Below are 25028 nucleotides of genomic sequence, written 5' to 3' on the forward strand. Positions count from 1 at the left end.
GATTGCAAATATCAACATTAAAATCTAAGAAATCATGGGAACCAAGAAAAATTTTGTATTAGACACGAACGTTATTCTTCATGACTATAATTGTTTGAAGAATTTTCAAGAAAATGATATTTATCTCCCTATTGTTGTATTGGAAGAACTGGATAAGTTCAAAAAAGGTAATGAACAAATAAATTATAATGCCCGTGAGTTTGTTCGCGAACTAGATACATTGACTGACGATGATCTTTTCTCTAAAGGAGTTAAATTGGGTGAAGGCATGGGACGTCTGTTTATTGTGACCGGACATGTAGAAGCTCCTAAAGTGCAGGAATCGTTTCCAGTAAAGAAACCGGACCATTTGATTCTGGCAGTGGCAGAATATTTGGCAGCAAAGAATCCGAAAGTAAAAACGATTCTGGTGACAAAAGATGTAAATTTGCGTATGAAAGCGCGTTCTATTGGTATCCTTTGCGAAGATTATATTACGGATAAGGTGCTCAATGTGGATATCTTTGAAAAGTCAAATGAGATATTTGATAACATAGACCCTGCTTTGATCGACCGTATTTATTCTTCAAAAGAGGGAATCGATCTGGGAGAATTTGATTTTAAAGACTTAGTTCATCCTAATGAATGTTTTGTTCTAAAGAGTGACAGAAATAGTGTATTGGCACGATATAATCCTTTCACACATACCATTATTCGGGTAACAAAAGCACGTAACTATGGAATTGAACCACGTAATGCCGAACAAAGTTTTGCTTTTGAAATTTTGAATGATCCGAGCGTGAAGTTGGTGGCACTGACGGGAAAAGCAGGAACTGGTAAAACTTTATTGGCTCTTGCCGCAGCTTTAGGTAAATTAACGGAATACAAACAGATTTTGTTAGCTCGTCCCGTAGTGCTCTTTCTAATAAGGATATAGGTTTCCTCCCGGGTGATGCTCAGGAAAAGGTGGCTCCTTATATGCAGCCTTTATTTGATAACTTAAATGTGATTAAACGTCAGTTTGCTTCTAATTCAAGTGAGGTGAAGCGGATTGAGGATATGCAGAAGAGTGAGCAACTGGTCATTGAAGCATTAGCTTTTATTCGGGGGCGAAGCTTAAGTGAAATGTATTGTATTATCGATGAAGCTCAGAACTTAACTCCGAACGAAATAAAAACCATTATCACACGTGCCGGAGAAGGTACAAAAATGGTATTCACCGGTGATATACAGCAAATTGACCAGCCCTATCTGGATAGTCAATCCAATGGTCTGGTTTACATGATTGACCGTATGAAGGATCAAAATATCTTTACACACGTCAATCTTGTGAAAGGTGAGCGAAGCGAACTTAGTGAATTAGCAAGTAACCTGCTGTAATTTAAAAATGAAAATGAAGAATTGGCTAACGCTATAATGCTGTATAGTAATTCTTCATTTTTCATTTTTAATTATTCATTCAAATTTATTCTTTCTTTCCGAAGTATTTTAAGAATTGAGTGCGTTCGAATGTATTGATACCTTGTACATCTTTGGCGTTCAGTTTTCCTTTGAACTGGGCGATTGTTTCAAATCCTTTCTGGTCCATCCATGTATTTAGGAAGCGTGTAGCTTCTCCAATAAACAGATTGGTATTCTGGTAGATGGCACTGCAAACTTCCACAGCTGACGCACCGGCCAGGATTGCTTTAACAACGGATTCCGGCTTTGCTACCCCTCCAGAGGCAGCATAATCGATCTTGTCTACTACAGAAGAAGCAATTCCAATCCAACGAAGTGGTGTGGAAAGAGCTGAGGCTGTACTGAATATTTCGCCGGATGTATGCTCCATTTTCTCGATATTGATATCCGGTTGATAAAAACGATTGAAGAGAACAACTGCAGCTGCACCGTTTGCATATAATTGGTTAATTAATGCCACAGGATTACTTAAGTTGTCACCAAGCTTCATGATTACCGGAATCTTGATTGTCTTTTTGATGTGAGATAAAATATCGATATGACGTTGTTCAAATGAGCCGTATGTATATTGTACATCCGATTGTAAGGCAAGTATATTGATTTCCAAAGCGTCGGCACCTGCTTCTTCAATGTGTTTGGCAAAGTCGATCCATTCGGAATCTGTATAGCAATTAATGCTGGCGATGATTGGAACGGAGCAAACTTCTTTGCTTTCTTTGATCAGAGCCAGATATTCAGATAACTTATGTTCGCGGATGTATTCTTCTAAATAATCACTGCCTTCCGGATAGTAAGCGGGATCTTTCAACTGATCTGCTTCCATCAGAATTTGTTCTTCGAAAAGTGATTTCAGTACAATAGCACCTGCACCAGCATCGGCTAGTCTTTTATTTTTGCCGGCACTGTTGGTTAGCCCTGAGCTACCAATAACAATAGGGTTTCTAAGTGAAAGCCCTGCAAAAGTAGTTTTTAAATCGGCCATGGTAATTAAGATTGATTAATTATTGTAATTTCTTTCTCCGAAAATTTTGCTTCCTACGCGTACCATCGTACTTCCTGCGGCAATCGCTTGGTGATAATCATGTGACATACCCATCGAGAGCTCACGAAAGTGGGTTGAATCAGCAAACCAAGTTGTTTTTATTTCCTGAAAAAGTCTATCAAGTAAACGGAATTCACTGTCTATTTGTTCAGCATTATCCGTATTGCTAGCCATTCCCATAAGTCCGCAGAGACGTATATGGGAGAGTTTCTTCCATGTTCCTGCAGCTAGCATCCCTTTGCATTCTTCTGGACTAAATCCGAACTTAGTTTCTTCTCGGGCAACGTGAATTTGTAAAAGACAGTTCACTATGCGGCCCGCTTTGGCGGCCTGTTTGTTTACTTCCTCCAATAATTTATAAGTATCAATTCCATGTATCATCGCTACGTATGGTATCATGTATTTGATTTTGTTCGTTTGCAAATGTCCAATGAAATGCCACTCGATGTCTTTTGGCAAACTTTCGTATTTCGCTGTCATTTCTTGCACTTTGCTTTCTCCAAAAATACGCTGTCCCGCCTGATATGCTTCTTCTATCGCTTCATTGGGATGGAATTTTGAGACAGCAACTAACCGGACTCCTTGAGGAAGTTCGGTTAGTACTTGCTTTAAATTGTCAGCAATACTCATGATTATTTATGCTTTATTAGGATCAAATTCTGGTTTATCATTAGGTTCGGAGCTATAAGGATATACATCCATAATAGCAGTTTCGGCTACTGAACCAATTTGATAATCTGCCATTGTGCCTTTCATACCTTCATCCAGTTTCTTAACTGCATCACGTAAGTCGGCAGCCTGTACCAGTACTTGTGTAGAAGTCTTTTTCTCTGCACCACTTTTCTCGTCAAGAGTAATAAAGATGAGTTTGCACTTGAACCAACGGTCAGCACTTTCTTCATCACTGGAAAACAATTCGCTATAGTTGGCACGTTTGATATCCGAAACTGTGAACTCTCCTGATATAAACGGTGTCATCTCTTCAATAATACGTGCTTCTGCTTCCGTAAAACTAAGAGCATCAACAAGATAAGGTTCGGTTACTTTCTTTTGCATTCCGTTCTCCATTACTTTTTCATAACGGATTTTACATTCGAACCATGTATGCATTGCCATAATCTTTCTTCTTTTTTTAATTAATTGATTTATGTAAATTGGCTACAAATATAAGGAATAAAACCGAAAATTAGAGAGGAATAAAAAATAAACGAGCGATTTTGACGAGGACTAAATTGTGTGAGCAGTGCTAATTCAAGTGATCAATATCGTGTAAAAGGAATAGTATTTAAGTAAAGTTCTGTGTTTTTCAACATTTTCGTGCAAATAAATGAATAAAAATATCTGTATGTGCTAAGCTATCACTAATTTTGCTGAAATGGAATCTCTCAATTAAAAAGCACAGAAGTTTCGCGATAAAAATAAATAATCACTAATAATTTGTTGTTATGTTGGAAAATGTAATTAGTGGGTGTGTGGAAGAAGCCTCGAAAATAGTAGAGGCTGACGTAGAGAACAATGGTTTATTAACTAATTTGTTACATGATGGTTATTATTCACTTGGAATGTTTATAACATTGCTTGCTATATTAGCGGTCATATTTAGCTTTAAAACTTCCCGGCGTTTTGTAATCAATCATTTAAAATACATTGCTCTGGCTATATTTCTTTTGGGGGTAATCCTCTACGGAATAGGATATAATGAAGAAAATTCCGGTTCCGAATGGAATTTTATTGCTTTAGGATTCCGTTCTGTTTTGTCTTCATTAGAGATGTTCATTTCACACTCTGATCTGATTGAGGTCGATGAAGTATGGCATCATTGCCCAATCTATATGTCTGCTTTCTCTTTAGTTCATTTCCTGGCGGTGTTAGTGAGTGCTATATTTATCGTGCAACTATTAGGTTTCCGTTTAATCTCATGGATTCGAATGATTATACTCTGGGTCCGGACAATCTTCGGTAAAAAACTGAATCTTTATATATTTGGGGGATTTAATGACATTTCATTTACTTTGGCCAGGGATATCATTGAGGTAGAGAGAGCCAAAAGAGAAAAATTGAAGAAAGAAAAACATAATAAGGTAGAGGACTATAAAATTATATTTGTCGCTCTGCCTTCAGAAGAAAGTGGCAGTCATCAAAGATTTACATTCAGCCATTTCTTTAGCGGAAGTTCACATGGGAAAAGCAAGTTGGATAAATGTGAAGATCTGAATGCGTTGGTAGTCTATAGTAATAAAAATCTTTCGGTAGACGATGTAATTACTGAAGAAATTTCTAAGGAATGGACCTTCTTTAAGAGAGTTGGATTGAAAGTCCTTGGCAGACTGTTGAAAAGAGCTAATTCCGCAAAATATTTTTCTTGTCTGATAATGAAGATGATAATATTAAATCAGCTTTAATAATGCGATTGGCGGCCTCTAAAGGTGATGCCAGTTTACAAAACAAACCTATAAACATTTATTGTCATGCCAGACGTGATAATCAAAACGTTATTCTTGAGAATATGGCATTGGACGGAAATGAAACATTGAACATAACTGTACGTATAATAGACTCTTCTTATCTATCGGTACTATCATTGAAAATGAATCCGACTTATCATCCGGTAAATTTTGTGAAGAAGGATACAAGTCGTGCTGTTGTTCAGTCATCTTTCACTGCTTTAATCGTTGGCTTTGGGGAAACAGGGCAAGATACACTGAAATTCCTCTATGAATTTGGGGCTTTGGTGGGAGAAGATGGACAAAAAAGTGCATTTAAATGTTATGCCATAGACCAGAATATGGATGCTTTACGAGGCGAATTTTATATGAAAGCTCCCGCACTGGTTGGTAATAATGAAGTAGAACTTATTCAGTGTTCGAACCACGCACCACAGTTCTGGGATAAACTACGTGAGATAATAAATCAACTTAATTATGTAGTAATTGCTATTGGGGACGATCAGAAGAGTATATCATTTGCCATAAATTTGTATGAATTTGCTTGTCGATACAGGGAGAATAACTTAGAGCATTTTAAAATTTTTGTCAGAAGCTCTTATCACTCTGAGAAAAACATTCAATTGAAGGATATAGCGAACTACTATAATCAAAGTAACCGGGAGAGTCTTGGAGAAATTATAATTTTTGGAGCTACAAAAGAAGTGTTCACTTACGATATGGTAGTGAACGACAGAGTTAAAAAGGATGCTATGGGATTCTTGAATGTTTATGAAAATAAACCGGTAGCTGACATGGAAAGTCCTGAATATTCGAAACTCTGGAATAACAGGCATAATGTAAATACAACCATAGAGAAATATAGAAGTAAGGATAATCCTAGAGCCAAACCGACTATCAGACACTTTGTTATCCAAGATATAAGGCGACAAGAATTTCAGGATATGGCGAATGCCTATCATGTGGCTACTAAACTTCAATTAGCAGGAATGTATGATGCTGGTTTAGATGAGCTAAACCGCATTTGTGAATGTTTCTCTAGTGCTAAAGTGACAGATACAGGTGTTGAATATCCTAATGCCAGCCAACAAATGAATGAGATGATGAAGAACCTTGCAAAATGTGAACATCTCCGTTGGAATGCTTCTCACGAGATGATGGGATATACCAGGAATGAAGATACAACTTCTGCCTATATCATAGCTCAAAAACATCATTGTCTGGTGGCATGGGAGGAAATGGATAGTTTAAATCTGGGTAATTATAAAGAATACGACTACAAGGTAGTTGAAACAAGCTTTAGACTCAGAAAAGATAAATTGTAGTAAATAATCGGTGTCTGTTTATAATGAATTAGAGTATCGATTCAGGTTCTTTACTATAACTTATTTATTCCCAATTATTCGTGCGGAATGGGGGTAGAGGAAGTTCGTGTTAATTGCATACGATTCCTAATTGAAAGTTACGGAAGCAATAACGGACAAATATAAGTAGTAAAAGATAAATGATTTCTCTTTTCATGGTTGTTAGATTGATTGAATGTTGCAAATATGCGACGAATTTCTGAAAATAAACTAAGTAGCCGGAAATATTACTGAATACTTCCGGCTACAAAAGAGAGATAGGGTTAGGTTAGAGTTGTTTTCTTTTATGTATTCTTCTCAGTTCGAACGAAAGCATGACGCGGAAAAGTCCGATGATGAGGAAAGTGAAAGAAATCATATATACGGCATACAAAGCTCCGATGGCCGGTTGCCATAAAATTAATAAAGAACAGATAATAGCAAGAATACCAAATGCCATATACCATCCCCAATCCCGGGTACCATAACGTTTTAGATCAATGGAGTACCCGGTTGAAGAGAAGCCTCGGAACATAAGCCAGAAAGCAATGATAATTGGGATAACTTCCATGCTTACCATTGGATAAGCAATCAGGTAAACACCTAGGATGAAGTCTATGATACCTCCAACAATGTACCATCCCCAGCTTGGAACTCTCTGTCGATTGCTAAGGGCAAAAATAATTTCCAGAATACCGCTGATTAGCATGGAGATACTAAAAATAATACTTAGAGCCATGTAGCTGCTAAGAGGTGAGAACATAAGGCTTAGAGCCACGATGATATACACGATTCCTAATAAGAGAGAGGTCCACCAATTTTTCACTGAATCTTTAATCTCATTGAATACTGTTTCCATACATTTTTTATTTTAGATAAATACTTGATGATTTGTGGATGAATAACAAATTGATTTTAGAAAAGGTTTGCCTTTGAACATATTTAGACTTTCGATTGTTGTAATAATAAAGTAATTTAAAAATATAGATGCATTATGGCAACAACAAAATTCAAAGGACAACCGGTAAAACTGATCGGTGAATTTATACAAGTTGGTAAAGTAGCTCCTGATTTTGAGCTGGTGAAAACAGATTTATCTTCTTTCTCGCTGAAAGACCTAAATGGTAAAAATGTGATTCTAAATATTTTCCCAAGTCTGGATACAGGTGTTTGTGCTACATCAGTTCGCAAATTCAACAAATTGGCTGCCGGTTTAAAAGATACAGTCGTGCTGGCTATTTCTAAAGATCTTCCTTTTGCACATGGACGTTTCTGTACAACAGAAGGAATTGAAAATGTGACACCATTATCGGATTTTCGCTTTTCTGATTTTGATGAGAGTTATGGTGTACGTATGGCAGATGGTCCATTAGCTGGATTGCTGGCACGTGCAGTAGTCGTGATAGGAAAAGATGGAAAAGTGGCTTATACAGAGTTGGTACCGGAAATTACTCAGGAACCCGATTATGATAAAGCATTAGCTGCTGTGAAATAAATAATTTCATTTCTTATTTGTTCTTCAACAAGAACAAACGATAGATCTTAAAATTTTTGACCTAATAAGAACTAGTATATTGATTTTGCTTTTTGCAAATTCAATGGCTCTTATTAGGTCGTGTGTTTTCATACTAAACCTCAACTATATATTATATGAATAAGATGCAATCTTTTTTCATCGCTCTTGTATGTTTGAGCGCTGGATCTTTATCGGCCCAAACGGCTGATACAACAAATATCTCTCCTTGGACAAAAGAAGGATTTGCCGGATTGAAGATGACACAAGTGAGCCTTACAAACTGGGCGGCCGGAGGCGATAATTCCATTGCTTTTGATTTACAAGGTGCTTATCAGGCTAATTATAAGAAAGGAAAACATTTGTGGAATAACCGTATCGAACTGTCTTACGGATTGAATAAAACCGGTGAGGACGGTATGAGAAAAGCAAATGATAAAATCTACTTGAATACGAATTATGGGTATTCGATAGCTAAAAGTTGGTATGCCAGTGCATTTGCTACTTTTCAAACTCAATTTTCACCCGGATATGATTATAAAGTGAATAAAGACGTGGCTATTTCTGAATTTATGTCTCCTGCTTATCTAACTACCGGTCTTGGTTTCACTTATGATCCGGGTAAGATATTCACTGTTGTATTGTCTCCTGCCGCATGGCGTGGAACATTTGTGCTGAATGATCGTTTGTCCGATGAAGGAGCATATGGAGTCGATCCCGGTAAACATTTGCTTTCGAGTTTTGGTGCTAACCTAAAAGGGGAGGTAAACTATGAGTTTCTGAAAAACATGACAGTATATTCACGTTTGGAACTATATTCGGATTATTTGCATAAGCCTTTGAATATAGATGTGAACTGGGAAGTGCAGGTGAATATGATTATCAATAAATGGTTCTCAACTACATTGACCACTAATCTGATGTATGATGATGATGTGAAAATTGTACAGAAAGATGGTAGTAAAGGATCAAGAGTCCAGTTCAAGGAAATATTAGGCGTGGGAGTTCAGTTTAATTTCTAACTCAATTGAATAAAAAAAGAGGTGTCAAAAGTGTATGGATGTTATTATCTGGCTTTTGACATCTTTCTTTTATTTTTTCTTCAATGCTTTGTATGCCAGGAATCCTACGATAAATACTCCGATTGCAATAAAGCAATAACCGATTTCGTGGCTGTACTCCGTAACTTTAGCAATCAGTTGTTCTTCGCTTTCAATGCCTGGTACGGTAGAAAGATAGTATCCGATGATTGCCAGAATCGTATTCCATAATCCGGCTCCTAAGGTTGTATAAATCAGGAAGGTGGATAATTTCATTTTTGCGAGACCAGCCGGGATGGAGATTAATTGGCGTACTGCCGGAATTAAACGTCCGATGAAAGTGGATAATGCACCATGTTGGTCAAAATATACTTCTGCGTGATGAACCTTAGCTTCATCAATCAGGCACATATGTCCGATGCGACTGTTTGCGAATTTGTAAATGATGGGACGTCCCAACCATTTAGCCAGAAAGTAATTGATTAATGCTCCGATATTGGCTCCGATAGTGGCAAATAAAACTACCAGATAAATATTGAGTTCTTCATTAACTGCTGCTTTGTATGCAGCTGGAGGAATGACCACTTCAGAGGGAAAAGGGATAAAAGAGCTTTCGATGGTCATTAATAAAGTGATGGTCCAATAATTGAGGTGATCCAGACACCATTGGATAAAAGCTACTGATTCCATACGTTTTACTAATTGTTTTTGATGATTTGAGTTATTTATTTCCTTTTTCTTTCTTCATACGTTCCCATACTTCTTTAAGTATCTGTTCTCCTTCTTCGGTTCGTTCGTAAGGCTGGGATAACAAATCTGAAATCATATCCTCATCGATCGGATGAGTAGTCTCATTATTGTAACGGAAGAAGTCATCGACTCTACCTTCTATCAAGGCTAGGGCAGCTAGTTTTCCTGCAACATTTTCATACTTAGGATTTATGTTATACACTTTTTCATAGCAAATCTTTGCTTGGGACAACATCTCTTCATCTGAATAAGCTGTAGCAACCTGAAACCACATGTCTGCGTTGGAATCGTCGTTCAAAGCAACTTTGAAAGCATTAAAGGCCTCTTGATCCTTTCCTTCTTTCAGATAGATTTTTCCCTCAGTAAGATCGACTATTGGTTCGCTGGGATTGATTTCTCTTGCTCTTGCACACATCTCATGTGCCTCTTCATGGTTACCCAATTCAAAGGTAGCTAGAGCGGCGTTAGTATAAGTATCTACCAATAATGGAGAATTACCGTCTCCTTTTTCTTTAAAAAGCCGGATCACTTCAAGATAGCATTGATCAGCATTCGACCAATCTTCTTTGTTGGTATATGCCATTCCAATGAACATGTTTCCTACTTCAGGAGCAATAGCCTTATATTCAATCGCCTTTTGATAGTCGGCAATTGCTGCATCGGAATTGTTCAGGTAAAAGTAACTATGGGCACGATACGCATAGGCTTCTCCGAATTTCTCATTAGCAGCCAGTGCAAAGTCACAGGCTTCAATTGCTTTTTCGCTATTTTCTATGATAAAATAGCATTTGGCTAGTCCCACCCAATAAGAGGCATTGTAGGGATCAACGTCAATCAGTTGATTGTATTGGATGATGGCGGCCTCGGTCTGGTTGGTTGCAGCAAGGTAATCGGCAGTTACTGCGATAAAATCTTCTTCATTTCCAAACGTTTTTTTCCCATTATCCAACCATTCTTTGGCACATTCGGGATAGCCCATATCCAGATAAAGATAGACGATATTGATTATTGTCTCCAGTTCATCGGCTTCCTCTACCGTATTTATTATATATTGTGCGGCTTCCAACTGACCTTCAGTAAGTAGTAGTTCAGCTTTCAGCATCTTCACTTCTGTATTATATTCTTCTGTGATACTACTGGCTATTTCTTTCGCTTCCTGTATCTTTTGTGTATCCAAATAGAGGTAAGCCTGCTCTACCAAGAGATCCGTATTCTCAGGATGCAGGTAAAGACCATAATTGATGACTTCTTGTGCTTCATTGAATCTTCGTTCAAATGCATATCGGTCGGCAATGTCGGCGAATTGATCTCCGTCCAAATAAATTTGGTGGTTTTCGGCTTTTGCCGTTTCATATTGTTCGATCAGTTTGTCTAACTCCTGACCATCGGACGGTGAATTTTTTCTCCCCATTCTAATTTTTTTTTATTTAATTTTCCAAAAGCGGATAACACGGAGGACGCGGATATTAATCATTTAATAATCCGTGTAATCCGTGTCATCAACATCTGATAATGGTGAAATATCACTTAGTGACATATTCCATATCTGAGATGAGCCTAAAAGGCTAATTATTTATTAATCTTACCCCAAGTATCTTTCAAACCAACTGTACGGTTGAATATCAGTTTCTCAGGAGTTGAATCTTTATCCACATTGAAATAACCGATACGTTGGAACTGCAAATATGAAAGAGCAGGTAAGGTAGCTGCAAATTTCTCGATATAGCAGTTAGGCAACACTTTCAGTGAATCAGGATTGATAATTTCCTTCATTGCTTCCAGTGCATCACAGTTTTTGGCTTCGCGGATAGCAGCTAGTTCATCACGAGGATTCTCTACTTTCCAGAGACGATCGTACAGACGTACTTCGGCTGTCAGGCAGTGATTGCAACTAACCCAATGAAGTGTACCTTTCACTTTACGGTTTGCATCGGGCATACCGCTACGAGTGTTCGGATCATATTCACAATATACTTCAGTAACAACCCCATTCTCGTCTTTCTTACATCCGGTACATTTTACAATATAGGCATTTTTAAGGCGGACTTCCTGCCCCGGAGTCATACGGAAATACTTTTTGGGAGCATCTTCCATGAAATCTTCACGTTCCATCCACAGTTCACGACTAAACTCAATCGTGTGGTTTCCTGATTCCGGATCTTCCGGATTATTGATAGCTTCCAGATGTTCTACTTGTCCTTCCGGATAATTGGTGATAACCAGTTTCACCGGATTCAAAACAGCAGACACCCGAATGGCACGACTGTTCAAGTCTTCACGTACTGAACTTTCGAGCAATGCGATATCATTTAATGCATCGTATGTGGTATAACCGATTTTATCAATAAATTTATGGATAGATTCCGGAGAATAACCACGTCGGCGGAAACCGCAGATAGTCGGCATACGAGGATCATCCCAAGCACTAACCAAACCTTCTTTGACCAAAGTCAGCAAATTGCGTTTACTCATCAACGTGTAGCTGAGGTTTAGTTTGTTGAACTCAGTCTGACGGGGACGGTTATCGTTCAGGTCTTTTCCTTCTTTTAACCAGTCGATGAAGAGATCGTAAAGTGGGCGGTGTACGACGAATTCGAGTGTACATAATGAGTGAGTAACTCCCTCGAAGAAGTCACTTTGTCCATGTGCGAAGTCATACATCGGGTATGCTTTCCAGGTAGTACCAGTACGGTGATGCGGATGTTTTACGACACGATAGATAATCGGGTCGCGGAAGTGCATATTCGGATTCGCCATGTCTATTTTAGCGCGGAGTACCATTGCACCTTCTTCTATTTCACCAGTATTCATCTTTTTGAAGAGCTCGAGGCTTTCTTCTATCGGACGGTTACGGTAAGGGCTTTCTACACCAGCTTGTGTAGGAGTACCTTTTTGTTGGGCAATCTGTTCAGCAGATTGTTCGTCAATATATGCTTTTCCCTCTTGGATAAGGCGGATGGCAAAGTCCCATAATTGTTGGAAATAGTCGGAAGCGTAATATTCGTTTCCCCATTTGTAGCCTAACCATTGAATATCTTCTTTGATGGCTTCTACATATTCTACATCCTCTTTGGTAGGGTTTGTGTCATCGAAACGAAGATTACATACACCGCCATGTTTTTCAGCAATGCCGAAATCAAGGCAAATAGCTTTTGCATGACCGATATGAAGGTATCCGTTTGGTTCTGGCGGGAAACGAGTCTGTACTTTTCCACCATTTTTACCTTCTCTCAAATCCTTTTCTACTCCCTGTTCAATGAAGTTCAGGCTTTTCTTTTCACCTGCTTCTTCGTTTTTAATATCTGTCATAACGGTAAATATAAACTGTCTATTAGGCTACAAAAGTAGGATATTTTTTTCATTTAACAGGGATATAACCACTCTTTTTTATAATGTCTTGTCCTTGGGGTGACAGAATGAACTGAAGTAGAGGATCAACTTGATCTTTATTTTTCACATTGTAGTAATAATAGAGAGGACGAACAATGGGGTAAGATTTGTTTGTAGCATTCTCTACCGACGGAGTGGCATAGTGAGTATCATCGTAAGAAACGGATAGAGTTTTGATACGTGGAGATACGTATGCCAATCCCACATAGCCGATAGCTCCTTTAGTTTGACTAACAGATTGGATGATGGCTCCGGTTGCCGGCATTGAGAGACTTCCCGCCATGTAATTCTTATTTTTGAGAACACTTTCTTTGAAAAATTCATAAGTTCCGGAGGATGTTTCTCGGGAATAAACTACGATTTTCTGATCTTCTCCACCTACTTGTTTCCAATTAGTGATTTTTCCGCGGAAGATGTCTTCCAGTTGTTTTCGTGTCAGTTGTTTGACAGGATTCGAAGGATGGACCACCACTGCAAGAGCATCGTAGGCAACGATCACTTCTTCTACTTCTTCACCAGCTTCCTTGATTTTCATTTTCTCACTGAATTTAATGGGACGTGAAGCCATCGCAATATCGGTCGTGTTATCCATCAAAGCAGAAATTCCGACTCCTGTACCTCCTCCGGTAACAGTTACGCGACCGTCAGGGTGTTGTTTCATAAACTGCTCAGCTGTTTGCTGGGCAATGGGGAGAACTGTATCACTTCCTTTGATTCGTTGTGCATTGGCAGTGAGCGATAAAAAAGCAAGAACAATTACTAAGATTCCTTTTGATTTCATATTATTCGTTTTTTTACTGATGCAAATAAAACAATCGGATGTTACATTTGTATTGCAATATATTTGTTAATGAAAGTTGTAACAGAAATGTAACACGTTTGAAACACTTCCTTCAAACGTTAGTCACACTTCCTTAACAAAGAGTCTTTTACTTTGCATCAGAAATCATTAAGGTATGAAGAAGATTCTGGATAAAATTATAGAGGGTGTTTTGACTTGTAGTGGCTTTGTAACTAGTATTACAATCCTTCTGATTATACTCTTTCTGTTCACTGAGGCCTTTGGGCTCTTCAAAAGCAAGGTGATTGAAGAAGGGTATGTGCTGGCTCTCAACAAGAGTAATAAGGTAAGTGTGCTGAATCCTGCTCAAATAAAAGATGTTTTCGATGAAGAGATAACAAATTGGAAAGAACTCGGTGGGGAAAATCTTCCTATCCGCGTTTTTCGTTTAGAGGATATTACTCAGTATTATTCGGAAGAAGAACTTGGACCGGCGTATGAAGATGTCGGTTCGAAGATAACCGAACTGGTAGAAAAGACACCGGGAATTGTAGCATTTGTTCCGCAACGTTTTATTACTCAGCCCGACAAAGTGAACTTTATCGAGGATAATACTATTTCGTTGAAGGATGTTTTTGCCGGAGCTGAATGGTTTCCTACTGCTACTCCGGCAGCACAATTCGGATTTCTTCCTCTGATAACCGGTACGCTTTGGGTAAGTTTGTTTGCCATTCTGTTTGCTTTGCCTTTCGGGCTTTCCGTTTCTATCTATTTGTCGGAGGTCGCTAATCCGAGAGTGCGTAACTGGTTAAAACCGATAATAGAACTTCTGAGTGGAATTCCTTCCGTTGTTTATGGCTTTTTCGGATTGATTGTGATTGTGCCGTTAATTCAGAAACTATTTGATTTACCGGTAGGAGAGAGTGGATTGGCAGGGAGTATTGTTTTGGCAATTATGGCGTTACCAACTATTATTACAGTCACAGAAGATGCAATGCGGAACTGCCCCCGTTCGATGAGGGAAGCAAGCTTGGCGTTGGGAGCTTCGCAATGGCAGACTATCTATAAAGTTGTAATTCCTTATTCTATATCCGGAATCACTTCAGGAGTTGTGCTAGGCATTGGGCGTGCAATAGGTGAGACAATGGCTGTGTTAATGGTAACGGGAAATGCTGCGGTGATCCCCACAACAATTCTTGAACCACTTCGTACTATCCCCGCCACTATTGCAGCCGAGTTGGGGGAGGCTCCAGCCGGAGGACCACACTATCAGGCTTTGTTCTTGTTGGGTGTGGTATTGTTCTTTATCACTTTAATCATCAACTTTAGTGTAGAATATATTTCTTCTAAAGGAGTAAAACGTAATAAGTAGTATGGAAATAAAAAGTAATAAAAGAGCCAAACGTCGCTCTCAGATGTTCGCATTCGGGATTTTCCGTTTGTTAAGCCTGTGTATCGTTCTTATTTTGTTTGCCATTCTCAGCTTTATTATATATAAGGGTATCGGGGTTATCAGTTGGGAGTTTATCACTTCGGCTCCTACTGACGGAATGACGGGAGGAGGTATTTGGCCAGCCATTGTCGGTACATTCTATCTGATGGTGGGAAGTGCGTTATTTGCTTTCCCGGTAGGTGTGATGAGCGGAATTTATATGAATGAATATGCCCCGAAAGGAAAGTTGGTACGTTTTATACGTGTAATGACAAATAACTTAAGCGGCATTCCCTCTATTGTATTTGGTTTATTCGGTATGGCATTGTTTGTTAATTATATGGGTTTTGGAGATAGTATCCTTGCTGGTTCATTGACATTGGGACTGCTTTGTGTTCCTTTGGTGATCCGAACCACCGAAGAGGCATTGAAAGCAATACCTGACAGTATGCGGGAAGGAAGTCGTGCATTAGGAGCCACCAAATTACAGACTATATGGCATGTGATTTTACCGATGGGTTTGCCTAATATTATAACAGGATTAATTCTTGCCTTGGGGCGTATTTCTGGAGAAACGGCACCGATTCTTTTCACTTGCGCTGCCTATTTCTTACCACACTTACCAACGAGCATTTTTGATCAATGTATGGCATTGCCTTACCATTTGTATGTGATATCAACAAGTGGAACAAATATGGAAGCACAGTTACCTCTGGCTTATGGCACTGCTTGGTGTTGATTGTTATCATCTTATTGGTCAATCTGCTGGCAAATGCATTGAGAAAATATTTTGAGAAAAGAGTAAAAATGAACTAACGAAACGATATGAGTACAATAAAAATAGATACGCGGGATGTGAATTTCTGGTATGGTGATTTTCAGGCGTTGAAGGGCATTAGTATGGAAATAGAAGAAAAATCGGTAGTGGCATTTATTGGTCCTTCCGGTTGTGGAAAGTCCACTTTCCTACGGCTTTTCAACCGGATGAATGATTTAATTCCCGGTAGCCGTCTGGAGGGGGAAATTTTGATTGACAGGCAGAATATATATTCTAAAAGAGTGGAAGTAGATGAACTACGCAGAAATGTAGGAATGGTATTTCAGCGTCCTAATCCTTTTCCGAAAAGTATTTTTGAGAATGTTGCATACGGGCTTCGTGTCAATGGGGTTAAGGATAATGCTTTTATCCGTCAGCGAGTGGAAGAAACCTTGAAAGGAGCAGCACTTTGGGATGAAGTGAAAGATAAGTTGAAAGAATCGGCTTTTACTTTATCCGGTGGTCAGCAACAACGCCTTTGCATAGCTCGTGCCATGGCAGTATCCCCTTCGGTTTTGTTGATGGATGAACCTGCTTCAGCCCTCGATCCTATTTCTACTGCCAAGGTAGAAGAGTTGATTCATGAGTTGAAAAAAGAGTATACCATCGTAATCGTGACTCACAATATGCAACAGGCAGCACGTATCAGTGATAAGACTGCTTTCTTTTATATGGGACAAATGGTGGAATTTGGAGATACAAAGCGTATCTTTACGAATCCAGAGAAGGAAGCTACACAGAACTATATCACAGGGCGTTTCGGATGATAGAAGAATAAATATACATAAGTGATACACCTAAAGAAAAACAGAATTATGGTAAAGTTTATAGAATCGGAATTGGTTCTGCTCAAGAAAGAAATCGATGAAATGTGGACGTTGGTTTATAACCAGCTCGATCGTGCCGGAGAGTCTGTACTTACACTCGATAAAGAATTGGCACAACAAGTGATTGTTCGCGAACGTCGGGTGAATGCTTTTGAGTTGAAAATAGATAGTGATGTGGAGGATATTATTGCTTTGTACAACCCAGTAGCAATTGATCTGCGTTTTGTGTTGGCAATGCTAAAGATTAATACGAATCTAGAACGCTTGGGAGATTTTGCAGAAGGGATTGCCCGCTTTGTGTTGAGATGCAAAGAGCCTGCTTTGGACCCCGACTTACTAAAACAACTGAAATTGGAAGAGATGTTGTCAGAAGTACGATTTATGCTCGAACTTGCCAAACGTGCTCTAAATGAAGAGAGTTTGGAACTGGCAACTGCTGTTTTTGCCAAAGACAACTTATTGGATGATATTAACGCAAACGTGACTGAAATATTGGCTGACTATATCAGTAAACACCCGGAAAACATACATTCTTGTCTTGATCTCGTTGGTGTATTCCGTAAATTGGAACGTTCTGGTGATCACATTACCAATATTGCCGAAGAAATTGTGTTCTTTATTGATGCGAAAGTGTTAAAACATAGTGGAAAAACTGACGAAAATTATCCAATTAAATAAGTTTCTGCGACTTTTTAAACAAAAATTAGTGCTACTTAAAAAAAAGTCATATATTTGTTCCCTGTAACGAGCAAGTTACAGGGGTTTTGCTGTAAATGATAATAAATCCAAAGAAATTTCAAAAAGATGTTATAAGACATGTTTTATAATTTGGAGAGTAACAGTAAAAGCACCTATATTTGCAACGTTATCCTGAAAACAATCTTTTTACCTTAAAAAAAAACTAATACCTATTGAAAACTGAAAAATAGGGCTTTGTGAAAAGCCCTATTTTTTTATACCTATTTGAAACTGTTCAATTAGTGTATAACGGTATCCGATAGACTTTCTTCATTGTGTTATATCAGCCTTATTTCCTTGAAAGAGCGGACTTGAAGAATGAGTTTGGAATTCAAAATTGGAGTTATCGTTCGTGTAGAGAAAGGAGGAGAGTGAAGTCTAATTTTGTTTTATACGACTGGAAATCTTGATTATTGCAATCGCTGGTAAAAGTCTTTCAAATAGCTTTTTCCTACAGGTATACGTACATTGCCGATTTTTACAACATTACGTTCTATGTTATCTATCTTATTAATGGCTATCAGATATGATTTATGGATACGTATGAATTGTTCGGAAGGCAACAATGATTCTATTTCCTTAAAACTGAGTAAAGTCATGATTCTTGCAGTTTCAGTAATTACATGAAGATAAGCTCCTTTTCCTTCCACATATAAGATGTCGCATAAGTTTATACGTACCATCCGATATTCAGTTTTAAGAAAGATATATTCTCGTGAAATTGATGGAATAATAGAAGTGGATGACATTTCTGCTTGTACTTTGTTCACTGCTTTCAGAAAGCGCTCAAAGGAATAAGGTTTCAATAGATAGTCGGTAACATCATATTCGAATCCTTGTACGGCATATTCTCCGTATGCAGATACAATAATAATGTATGGACGTGTATGAAGTGCTTTTAATAATTGAAGTCCAGTAAATTGTTCCATTTGAATATCTAGGAACAATAAATCTATTGTATTGGTCTGGAGGTAGTCAAAAGCCTCCAGACCATTTTCAAAAGTGCACACTAAATGCAGTAAAGGTACTTTGCTTATAAAGTTCTTTAATTTCTCTACGGCTAGTGGAGCGTCTTCTATGATAATACAATTGATCATGTAAGTTTTATTGTTAATGAAACGTCAAAGTAACCATTTTTCTGATTGAATTGCAAATCATACTTATGTGGATAAAGAATATCAAGCCGACGTTTTATGATACTAAGTCCAATGCCACTGGAAGAATCTTTGTTAATCTGCTTTGTCGGATCGAACAAGTTGGATATTTCGAAATGAATTTTGGATTCCTGAATCTGGAATAGTAATTGAATTGCATTAATGGTCTTTTTGTCTGTACAATGTTTGAATGCGTTTTCTATAAATGCGATAAACAACATAGGGGCGACGCAAATATTGTCTGGTATTCCTTCTAATGTAAAGGATACTAAATTGGGATTATCATATTGTAAACGTTGTAAATCAAGATAATTTCTAATGTATTTTAATTCTTGTGTGAGTGTTACTTCGGGCACATTTGTTTCGTAGATCATATACCGCATCATTTCCGACATCTGTACTAATGATTTTGAGGCCATCTCCGGATTGGAAAAAATCAAGCTATCAATATTATTCAGAGTATTAAAAAGGAAATGTGGATTCAACTGATTTTTCAGTAACTTTAGTTCACTTTGAAGATTCTGTCTTTCCAGTTCTTTTTGTTTTTGTTTTCTTTGGAACCAGTCGTATACTATATATAGTAGAATACCTGAAATTGAGGAATAGAGATAATGAAAGATAACCCATATCGTGACTCCCCAATTTTTATTACTTATCAAAAAATAAAAGAGACCGACGATAATAAGGAGGAATGTATAACTTACGAATCCCCATATTTTTTTCTTTGTATAGATATGGCAACAAAAATAAGAATAGGTTAATGAGAGCAAAGAAAGGTATGAAAGAGTCTGTGATGCGAAAAGATATGACTCTGCAGAATATATTTTCATACTTAAAGGCAGCACAAGAGTATATATCCCGTTGAAAAGATAATAAGCGAGTATAGGAAGCATGATTCCTAAGTGCCGGACTGTGAATTGTGATTTTTTGATTTTCATAATTTTCTTTTTTAAGTAAAACCTACCACAAAACTCTATTAATTTCTTCTTTTTAAAAAATTAAATGAACGAACGGCCGGAATTTCTTCACAAGTAAATGGTTGCAATATATGAAAAAAAACAGAATGTTTTTCAACTTCCTTCCTTATTCGTATCTTTGACGGCATATTGAAGATGTGTCTCTTCAATAATAGTATGTAGTTTAAAATTCAAAATTTATATTATGTTTTCTGGAATCGTTGAAGAATATGCTACTTTGGTAGCGCTGGTGAAAGACCAGGAGAATATACACTTTACTTTTAAGTGTTCGTTTGTAAATGAGTTAAAGATCGATCAGAGTATTTCTCATAATGGAGTATGTTTGACGGTGGTAAGTATGACAGAAGATACTTATACGGTAACTGCAATGAAGGAAACTTTGGAATGTTCGAATCTTGGTTTGCTGAAAGTGGGAGATAAGGTGAATGTAGAACGCAGCATGATGATGAACGGTCGTTTAGACGGACATATCGTTCAGGGACATGTCGATCAGACTGCCACTTGTGTGGCTATCAAGGATGCAGAAGGTAGCTGGTATTTTACCTTCAAATATGCTTTCGATAAAGATATGGCGAAACGTGGCTATATTACTGTAGATAAAGGTTCGGTGACAGTGAATGGCGTCAGTCTGACTGTTTGTAATCCTACGGATGATACTTTCCAGGTGGCTATCATTCCTTATACATATGAACATACCAATTTCCATACATTCACAGTTGGCAGTGTGGTAAATATTGAGTTTGATATTATTGGCAAATATATCAGCCGAATGATACAATATAAATAAACGATTCAACATAAATAGATGATTTAATATAAATGATGGAATCGAAAGATTTTCTGCAATTGGTACTTTCCCGCCAAAGTGACCGAGCTTATGATATAGAGCGTCCGGTAGAGCGGGAGAAGTTGGAACGGATATTGGAAGCGGCTCGTATGGCTCCTTCTGCTTGTAATGCTCAGCCATGGAAGTTTGTTGTAGTGACGGATCATGAGTTGGCACAAAAAGTTGGTAAGGCAGCAACCGGACTTGGGATGAATAAGTTTGCCAAAGACGCTCCTGTACATATTTTGGTTGTGGAAGAATCTGCCAATATTACTTCTTTGCTTGGTGGAAAGGTAAAAGGAAAGCATTTTCCCTTAATTGATATTGGGATTGCTGCTGCTCATATATCTTTGGCTGCCGAAAGTGAAGGGTTAGGCTCATGTATCCTTGGATGGTTTGATGAAAAGGAGATCAAGCAACTGACTGGCATTCCGGAGTCAAAACGTCTATTACTGGATATAACGATTGGTTATCCGGTGAAGGAGAAGCGTAAGAAAATGAGGAAAACTAAAGAGAAGGTGATTTCATATAATCGATATTAAACCTATCTGTGTGTTTGTATTCTCTATTCAGTCCCCCTCCTAACAAAAAACATCAATTTCTCTATCAACCTATCACCAATCTTCTGTATCGCTTTATCCATCGCTGTTTGATGGGTGATAGGTTGTTCTTTTAACCTATCACCATATCTATCACCTATCACCGTTCAATTTGTTCCACTTCATGTTGTATGAGTCTATATAACTTTGCTTCCAAAGTATTAATAGATAAGTTCCTATGTATTAATACTAAACTTATTTTCCTTTAATAACAAACTTCTTTAAGTTAGAGAAGAATCTATAAATGCAAGTTTCGTTTATATAAATGGAACTTCTGGTTATATAAACGCAAGTTTTGTTTATACAATCAGAACTTGCATTTATAGTTTGTTCCCAATAGAAAATAACTTTTCTATTAAAGGAAAAGAAGTTTTATATGAATGGATCATAACTTATCTATTATATCATTCAAGAGGGGAATGTATATGTTTATCAGGATTGAGTGATGCTTTTCTATACGTATGAGCCTGATTATTAAATAAAAACAAAGAGCCAAGTTCCCCGATCGGAAAGCTTGGCTCTTTAATGTTAGTAATTGAAATATTTTTCTTATTTCCCGGTTTATTACTTTTTAGGCAATTCCTTCAAAAGATGCTCTACGGCTGCCTTAAGTTGGGCATCTTCACCTTTCAAACTGGCTTCCGGTTCATTGTAGACAAGGATATCGGGTTGAAGAGTCTGATTTTCGAGGTATTTACCTTGCATATCCATACATCCTACTTGAGGAATACCGAATACAATAGATGGATCTATTTGCTGTTCCCACCATACAGCAGTCATCGTTCCTGCTATTGGAGTACCGATTAACTTGCCGATTCCTAATGTTTTGTATACGTATGGAGTGCCATGAGCATTACTATAGTTGTCTTCACAAGTCAGCATACACGAAATTTTCGTCCATTTGTTGAAAGGATCACTGCCTATGTATTGTCCTCGTGGAACAAAGCGTTGGTACTCTTTGCCATTAAGCAAGGTGACAACATCATCATGAAGCCATCCTCCACCATTGTGACGGGTATCTACTATGACCGCTTCCTTGTTACGGTAACGTCCCAATAACTCGGAGTACATATTACGGAAACTTTGACTATCCATTCCTTTTAAATGTACGTATGCAATGCGGCCACCGGAAAGTTCTTCAACTTTCTGTGCACAACGTTTTACCCAACGTTTATAAAGCAATTCATTTTGTTCATTGTAGCTGATCGCTTTAATGGTTTCTTCAAAACGTTTTTTAGTAGTAGGGTCATATACAGTAAGTATTACTTTACGACCAACTTTGCCTTCGAATAGTGGGAAGTAATCTTTATTGGCTTCAATGGTCACTCCGTCTATTTTTTCGATGATACAGCCTTCTTTTACATTTGTCTTTTTCTTAGTGAAAGGACTTTGTGCTATTATTTCCTTGATTTTTAGTCCCGCACCATCATACGATTCATCATAAAATAATCCTAAAGCAGCTGTAGGGAGTGCGTAGTTCGGAGCTCCATAACGTGCTCCGGTATGAGAGGCGTTCATTTCACCGAGTAGTTCACTTAACATTTCCGTGAAGTCATAATTGTTGTTGATATGAGGCAGGAATCGTTGATATGCCTTTTTATATCCTTTCCAGTCTACTCCTTGAAGGTCTGCTACATAGAGTTTATCATTCATTTGCTGATAAACATGGTCGAAAATATAGGAACGTTCTTCGTATGGGCGATAATTGAAGAAAGCTTCGAAATTGATTGAAGTAACTCTGTTTCCGCCAAGTTCTATTTTTTTAAGTCCTCCATTGCTGCACATGAAAAGATTGTTGCCTTCTTTGTCCGGTATTAGTCTGCCACCGCCAACACCTTTGATGAGAATTCTGGTAGAGTTTTCTTTTAAGTTATGTTCCCAGAGGTCATAGCCACTTTCGAAAGCAGCCAGATAGTAAAGTTTATCGCCTTTGGGAGACAGAACAGCATCGCCAAGGCGTGAAGAATTGACTGTTAAACGAACAATACGGTCGAAACGATTGTCCAGATCAAAAGTTAATGATTTTCCTTCCTCTTTCTTGTCTGAATCTTCTTTTTTGTCACTTCCTTTTTTATCGCTCTCTTTCTTATCTTCTTTTTTATTCTTTGCATCTTTCTTTTTCTCTTTTTCCGCTTTTTCTTTCTCGGCTTTCTCTTTCTCAGCCTTCTCTTTTTCTTGTTTTTGTTTTTCAATCTTATCCGCTTCTTCAAGTAGTGTCAAATCTTCTTTGTTCAGTGTGAATCGGTTGTAGGTATCTGCATCAAAGAACATGATGTAAGTATCATCTTCACTTCCCCAACTTCCATGGCTGCGATAGCCGGAGCGATCGCTGTTCCATATCATTGCTTTGCCGCCTAATACCCATTTGGCATTCCCGTCGCTATAACCGCTTTCGGTTAGATTGACCATTTCACTTTTTCCGTCTGCGTTCAGTAAGACAACATCTTTATTATTCCAGCCGCCTGTACCGATAAAGCCGGAAAGAAGCCATTTGCTATCGGGCTCCATTGGAACCATTGGTCGCCGTCGGCATAAGAATATTGGTATTTGGCATCCATTACAGTACGTACGGCTTTACTTTTCAAGTTGATAATGCGGATAGCGGTACGATTTTCAAGGAAGGCGATTTCTTTGCCGTCAGGACTATATTTAGGTTGGAAAGAGGCAACATCGGAATTAGTCAGTCGCTCTTCCTTTAATTCAGTAGCATAAGTGAATTGTTTTTCATCTTCACGTACGATAGTTGAAGTGTATAGTTGCCAGAGACCATTGCGTTCTGAAGAATAAACGAGGGTACGTCCGTCAGGAGCAAAGTCTATGTTACGTTCTTGTTCCGGAGTATTGGTAATTTGTTTTGTAGTTCTATATTCAATGGAGGTGACATATACATCGCCTCGCAGAATAAATGCAACTTCCTTTCCTTGGGGAGAGATAGCAATATCCGTAGCACCGTATGAGCTGATTTGGCGGATAATGTCTTTGTCATTCTTATCTGCCAGAATGGAAACTTTGACTTTCTGTGGTTGTTTACCGGGGAGAAGTGTGTAAATCTCACCATCGTAACCATAACATAATTTGTTGTTATCGGCTACACTCAGAAAGCGTACAGGGTGTTTACTATGAGAGGTGATTTGTTTGGAAGTCGTAGCTCCGGGGGTGCGTTGGAAAATGTTGAAAGAACCTTTTTCTTCACTTAAATAATAGAAAGATTCTCCGTCGGGAGCCCAAACCGGTTCACGATCTTCACCGCCGAAAGTGGTTTGTTTCTGATAGGCGGGAGTTGCATTGGGGGTATACATCCAAACATCCCGGGCAATAGGAGATACATGATGTTTACGCCAGTAGTCTTCGTATCCTTTTTATCATGATAAAGCATAACTCCGTCTTTGTTGATGGAAATGCTTTCCATAGGCATAGAAGAGAACATTACGGGACGTCCTCCTGTCGTGGCAACTTCATAGATCTGTTGAAACTGCCCCGAGGGAAATCCGGCATCTTCAGCAGCAGGCATGAGGTATGTAGTGAATAAAAGATGTGTAGCGTCTTTAAATGCGATAGGTTTTTCACTACCTGAATAGGTTGTCAGTCGTTGGGGAGTTCCTCCTTCGCTTGATACGATGAACACATCCATACTTCCCATACGGTCGGAAGCAAAAGCAATTTGTTTTCCGTCAGGACTCCATATAGGAGTAGTGTCATAGGCAGGATTTGTTGTGATTTGTGTAGCTTGTCCTCCAGTTGATGGTACTGTATAGATATCTCCTTTATAAGTGAACGCAATGGTAGTTCCATCCGGAGAGATTGTACAATAACGCATCCACAAAGGAGATTCTTGTGCGGCAATTGTGCCCGCAATGCACAGAGCAAGTGCGCTTAATAGTAATTTTTTCATTTTTTCGATTGTTATAATTGTGT

Annotated in this window: 19 protein-coding genes and 3 pseudogenes; 11 read left to right on the plus strand and 11 right to left on the minus strand. The window is 38.2% G+C overall.

All coding sequences use genetic code 11. The features are described 5' to 3' along the window. Nucleotides 1-34: 34 nt before the first annotated feature. Nucleotides 35-1359, plus strand: a pseudogene (locus JCM17102_RS27890) (PhoH family protein). Nucleotides 1360-1444: 85 nt separating this feature from the next. Here JCM17102_RS27890 and JCM17102_RS15205 read toward each other — a convergent pair. The 3 genes from JCM17102_RS15205 to JCM17102_RS15215 are packed head-to-tail and all read right to left on the minus strand — an operon-like array spanning nt 1445 to nt 3598. After that, nucleotides 1445-2422, minus strand: a complete 978-nt coding sequence (locus JCM17102_RS15205; RefSeq protein WP_025075784.1) for a dihydroorotate dehydrogenase-like protein — start codon at nt 2420-2422, stop codon at nt 1445-1447. 15 nt (nt 2423-2437) lie between these two features. Continuing rightward, a complete protein-coding gene (locus JCM17102_RS15210) occupies nt 2438-3112 on the minus strand; it encodes a YggS family pyridoxal phosphate-dependent enzyme (protein ID WP_025075785.1) in 675 nt (224 codons plus the stop codon). Nucleotides 3113-3118: 6 nt separating this feature from the next. Then, on the minus strand, nt 3119-3598 hold the full coding sequence (locus JCM17102_RS15215; protein WP_025075786.1) for a DUF4494 domain-containing protein: 480 nt from the start codon (nt 3596-3598) through the stop codon (nt 3119-3121). A 329-nt stretch (nt 3599-3927) separates the two neighbouring features. On the opposite strand from JCM17102_RS15215, the gene JCM17102_RS29110 reads away from it, so the two are divergent. Together JCM17102_RS29110 and JCM17102_RS29115 are read left to right on the plus strand one after the other, a co-directional pair. Beyond that, on the plus strand, nt 3928-4884 hold the full coding sequence (locus JCM17102_RS29110) for a hypothetical protein (RefSeq protein WP_051572955.1): 957 nt from the start codon (nt 3928-3930) through the stop codon (nt 4882-4884). Then, entirely contained in the window at nt 4845-6251 is a 1407-nt protein-coding gene (locus JCM17102_RS29115; protein ID WP_051572957.1) for a hypothetical protein, read from the plus strand. Before JCM17102_RS29110 ends, JCM17102_RS29115 begins: the two co-directional genes overlap by 40 nt. Before the next feature lie 307 nt (nt 6252-6558). Here JCM17102_RS29115 and JCM17102_RS15225 read toward each other — a convergent pair whose 3' ends face one another. Then, nucleotides 6559-7128 (minus strand): HdeD family acid-resistance protein, encoded by a 570-nt coding sequence (locus tag JCM17102_RS15225; RefSeq protein WP_025075787.1) that lies wholly within the window; start codon nt 7126-7128, stop codon nt 6559-6561. A 135-nt stretch (nt 7129-7263) separates the two neighbouring features. On the opposite strand from JCM17102_RS15225, the gene tpx reads away from it, so the two are divergent. Together tpx and JCM17102_RS15235 are read left to right on the plus strand one after the other, a co-directional pair. After that, nucleotides 7264-7764: a thiol peroxidase gene (gene tpx / locus JCM17102_RS15230; RefSeq protein WP_025075788.1), complete on the plus strand. Its 501-nt coding sequence runs from the start codon at nt 7264-7266 to the stop codon at nt 7762-7764. Between the two features lie 155 nt (nt 7765-7919). Further along, nucleotides 7920-8804, plus strand: a complete 885-nt coding sequence (locus tag JCM17102_RS15235; protein ID WP_025075789.1) for a DUF3078 domain-containing protein — start codon at nt 7920-7922, stop codon at nt 8802-8804. 69 nt (nt 8805-8873) lie between these two features. On the opposite strand, the gene JCM17102_RS15240 is transcribed toward JCM17102_RS15235, so the two are convergent. From JCM17102_RS15240 to JCM17102_RS15255, 4 genes are all read right to left on the minus strand, one after another. Next, on the minus strand, nt 8874-9512 hold the full coding sequence (locus JCM17102_RS15240; RefSeq protein WP_025075790.1) for a DedA family protein: 639 nt from the start codon (nt 9510-9512) through the stop codon (nt 8874-8876). Between the two features lie 31 nt (nt 9513-9543). Further along, a complete protein-coding gene (locus JCM17102_RS15245) occupies nt 9544-10983 on the minus strand; it encodes a tetratricopeptide repeat protein (protein WP_025075791.1) in 1440 nt (479 codons plus the stop codon). 158 nt (nt 10984-11141) lie between these two features. Further along, nucleotides 11142-12881 (minus strand): glutamine--tRNA ligase/YqeY domain fusion protein, encoded by a 1740-nt coding sequence (locus JCM17102_RS15250; protein ID WP_025075792.1) that lies wholly within the window; start codon nt 12879-12881, stop codon nt 11142-11144. 49 nt (nt 12882-12930) lie between these two features. Continuing rightward, complete coding sequence (locus tag JCM17102_RS15255) at nt 12931-13743, minus strand: PstS family phosphate ABC transporter substrate-binding protein (RefSeq protein ID WP_025075793.1); 813 nt, start codon at nt 13741-13743, stop codon at nt 12931-12933. Nucleotides 13744-13918: 175 nt separating this feature from the next. On the opposite strand from JCM17102_RS15255, the gene pstC reads away from it, so the two are divergent. The 4 genes and pseudogenes from pstC (at nt 13919) to phoU (ending at nt 17497) form a co-directional block, all read left to right on the plus strand. Next, entirely contained in the window at nt 13919-15115 is a 1197-nt protein-coding gene (gene pstC / locus JCM17102_RS15260; RefSeq protein ID WP_025075794.1) for a phosphate ABC transporter permease subunit PstC, read from the plus strand. A gap of 1 nt (nt 15116) precedes the next feature. Beyond that, nucleotides 15117-15991, plus strand: a pseudogene (pstA, locus tag JCM17102_RS27900) (phosphate ABC transporter permease PstA). A gap of 9 nt (nt 15992-16000) precedes the next feature. Further along, nucleotides 16001-16759, plus strand: coding sequence for a phosphate ABC transporter ATP-binding protein PstB (gene pstB / locus JCM17102_RS15270; protein ID WP_025075795.1), 759 nt, complete (start codon nt 16001-16003; stop codon nt 16757-16759). A 48-nt stretch (nt 16760-16807) separates the two neighbouring features. Beyond that, the gene (gene phoU / locus JCM17102_RS15275; protein WP_025075796.1) at nt 16808-17497 is read left to right on the plus strand and encodes a phosphate signaling complex protein PhoU; all 690 of its coding nucleotides are present in this window, start codon (nt 16808-16810) and stop codon (nt 17495-17497) included. A gap of 470 nt (nt 17498-17967) precedes the next feature. Here the strand turns inward: phoU and JCM17102_RS15280 are convergent, their stop codons facing one another. Beyond that, nucleotides 17968-18654 carry a LytR/AlgR family response regulator transcription factor gene (locus tag JCM17102_RS15280; protein WP_025075797.1) on the minus strand — a complete coding sequence of 229 codons (687 nt, stop codon included), beginning with the start codon at nt 18652-18654 and terminating at the stop codon, nt 17968-17970. After that, nucleotides 18651-19649 carry a sensor histidine kinase gene (locus JCM17102_RS15285; protein ID WP_025075798.1) on the minus strand — a complete coding sequence of 333 codons (999 nt, stop codon included), beginning with the start codon at nt 19647-19649 and terminating at the stop codon, nt 18651-18653. Before JCM17102_RS15285 ends, JCM17102_RS15280 begins: the two co-directional genes overlap by 4 nt. A 223-nt stretch (nt 19650-19872) precedes the next feature. On the opposite strand from JCM17102_RS15285, the gene JCM17102_RS15290 reads away from it, so the two are divergent. Both JCM17102_RS15290 and JCM17102_RS15295 read left to right on the plus strand, forming a co-directional pair. Further along, nucleotides 19873-20475 (plus strand): riboflavin synthase, encoded by a 603-nt coding sequence (locus JCM17102_RS15290; protein ID WP_025075799.1) that lies wholly within the window; start codon nt 19873-19875, stop codon nt 20473-20475. Between the two features lie 35 nt (nt 20476-20510). Next, nucleotides 20511-21056 carry a nitroreductase family protein gene (locus JCM17102_RS15295; RefSeq protein WP_025075800.1) on the plus strand — a complete coding sequence of 182 codons (546 nt, stop codon included), beginning with the start codon at nt 20511-20513 and terminating at the stop codon, nt 21054-21056. A gap of 621 nt (nt 21057-21677) precedes the next feature. Here JCM17102_RS15295 and JCM17102_RS27905 read toward each other — a convergent pair. Further along, nucleotides 21678-25005: pseudogene (locus tag JCM17102_RS27905) on the minus strand (S41 family peptidase). Nucleotides 25006-25028 lie beyond the last annotated feature (23 nt).

The sequence above is a fragment of the Bacteroides faecichinchillae JCM 17102 genome, assembly GCF_000614145.1.
Taxonomy (GTDB): Bacteria; Bacteroidota; Bacteroidia; order Bacteroidales; family Bacteroidaceae; genus Bacteroides; species Bacteroides faecichinchillae.

Bases quoted from the DNA above. Each gene is read 5' to 3' on its own strand.
- JCM17102_RS15205 (WP_025075784.1), bottom strand. From the start codon at position 2,422: ATGGCCGATTTAAAAACTACTTTTGCAGGGCTTTCACTTAGAAACCCT.
- JCM17102_RS15210 (WP_025075785.1), bottom strand. From the start codon at position 3,112: ATGAGTATTGCTGACAATTTAAAGCAAGTACTAACCGAACTTCCTCAA.
- JCM17102_RS15215 (WP_025075786.1), bottom strand. From the start codon at position 3,598: ATGGCAATGCATACATGGTTCGAATGTAAAATCCGTTATGAAAAAGTA.
- JCM17102_RS29110 (WP_051572955.1), top strand. From the start codon at position 3,928: ATGTTGGAAAATGTAATTAGTGGGTGTGTGGAAGAAGCCTCGAAAATA.
- JCM17102_RS15225 (WP_025075787.1), bottom strand. From the start codon at position 7,128: ATGGAAACAGTATTCAATGAGATTAAAGATTCAGTGAAAAATTGGTGG.
- tpx (WP_025075788.1), top strand. From the start codon at position 7,264: ATGGCAACAACAAAATTCAAAGGACAACCGGTAAAACTGATCGGTGAA.
- JCM17102_RS15235 (WP_025075789.1), top strand. From the start codon at position 7,920: ATGAATAAGATGCAATCTTTTTTCATCGCTCTTGTATGTTTGAGCGCT.
- JCM17102_RS15240 (WP_025075790.1), bottom strand. From the start codon at position 9,512: ATGGAATCAGTAGCTTTTATCCAATGGTGTCTGGATCACCTCAATTAT.
- JCM17102_RS15245 (WP_025075791.1), bottom strand. From the start codon at position 10,983: ATGGGGAGAAAAAATTCACCGTCCGATGGTCAGGAGTTAGACAAACTG.
- JCM17102_RS15250 (WP_025075792.1), bottom strand. From the start codon at position 12,881: ATGACAGATATTAAAAACGAAGAAGCAGGTGAAAAGAAAAGCCTGAAC.
- JCM17102_RS15255 (WP_025075793.1), bottom strand. From the start codon at position 13,743: ATGAAATCAAAAGGAATCTTAGTAATTGTTCTTGCTTTTTTATCGCTC.
- pstC (WP_025075794.1), top strand. From the start codon at position 13,919: ATGAAGAAGATTCTGGATAAAATTATAGAGGGTGTTTTGACTTGTAGT.
- pstB (WP_025075795.1), top strand. From the start codon at position 16,001: ATGAGTACAATAAAAATAGATACGCGGGATGTGAATTTCTGGTATGGT.
- phoU (WP_025075796.1), top strand. From the start codon at position 16,808: ATGGTAAAGTTTATAGAATCGGAATTGGTTCTGCTCAAGAAAGAAATC.
- JCM17102_RS15280 (WP_025075797.1), bottom strand. From the start codon at position 18,654: ATGATCAATTGTATTATCATAGAAGACGCTCCACTAGCCGTAGAGAAA.
- JCM17102_RS15285 (WP_025075798.1), bottom strand. From the start codon at position 19,649: ATGAAAATCAAAAAATCACAATTCACAGTCCGGCACTTAGGAATCATG.
- JCM17102_RS15290 (WP_025075799.1), top strand. From the start codon at position 19,873: ATGTTTTCTGGAATCGTTGAAGAATATGCTACTTTGGTAGCGCTGGTG.
- JCM17102_RS15295 (WP_025075800.1), top strand. From the start codon at position 20,511: ATGGAATCGAAAGATTTTCTGCAATTGGTACTTTCCCGCCAAAGTGAC.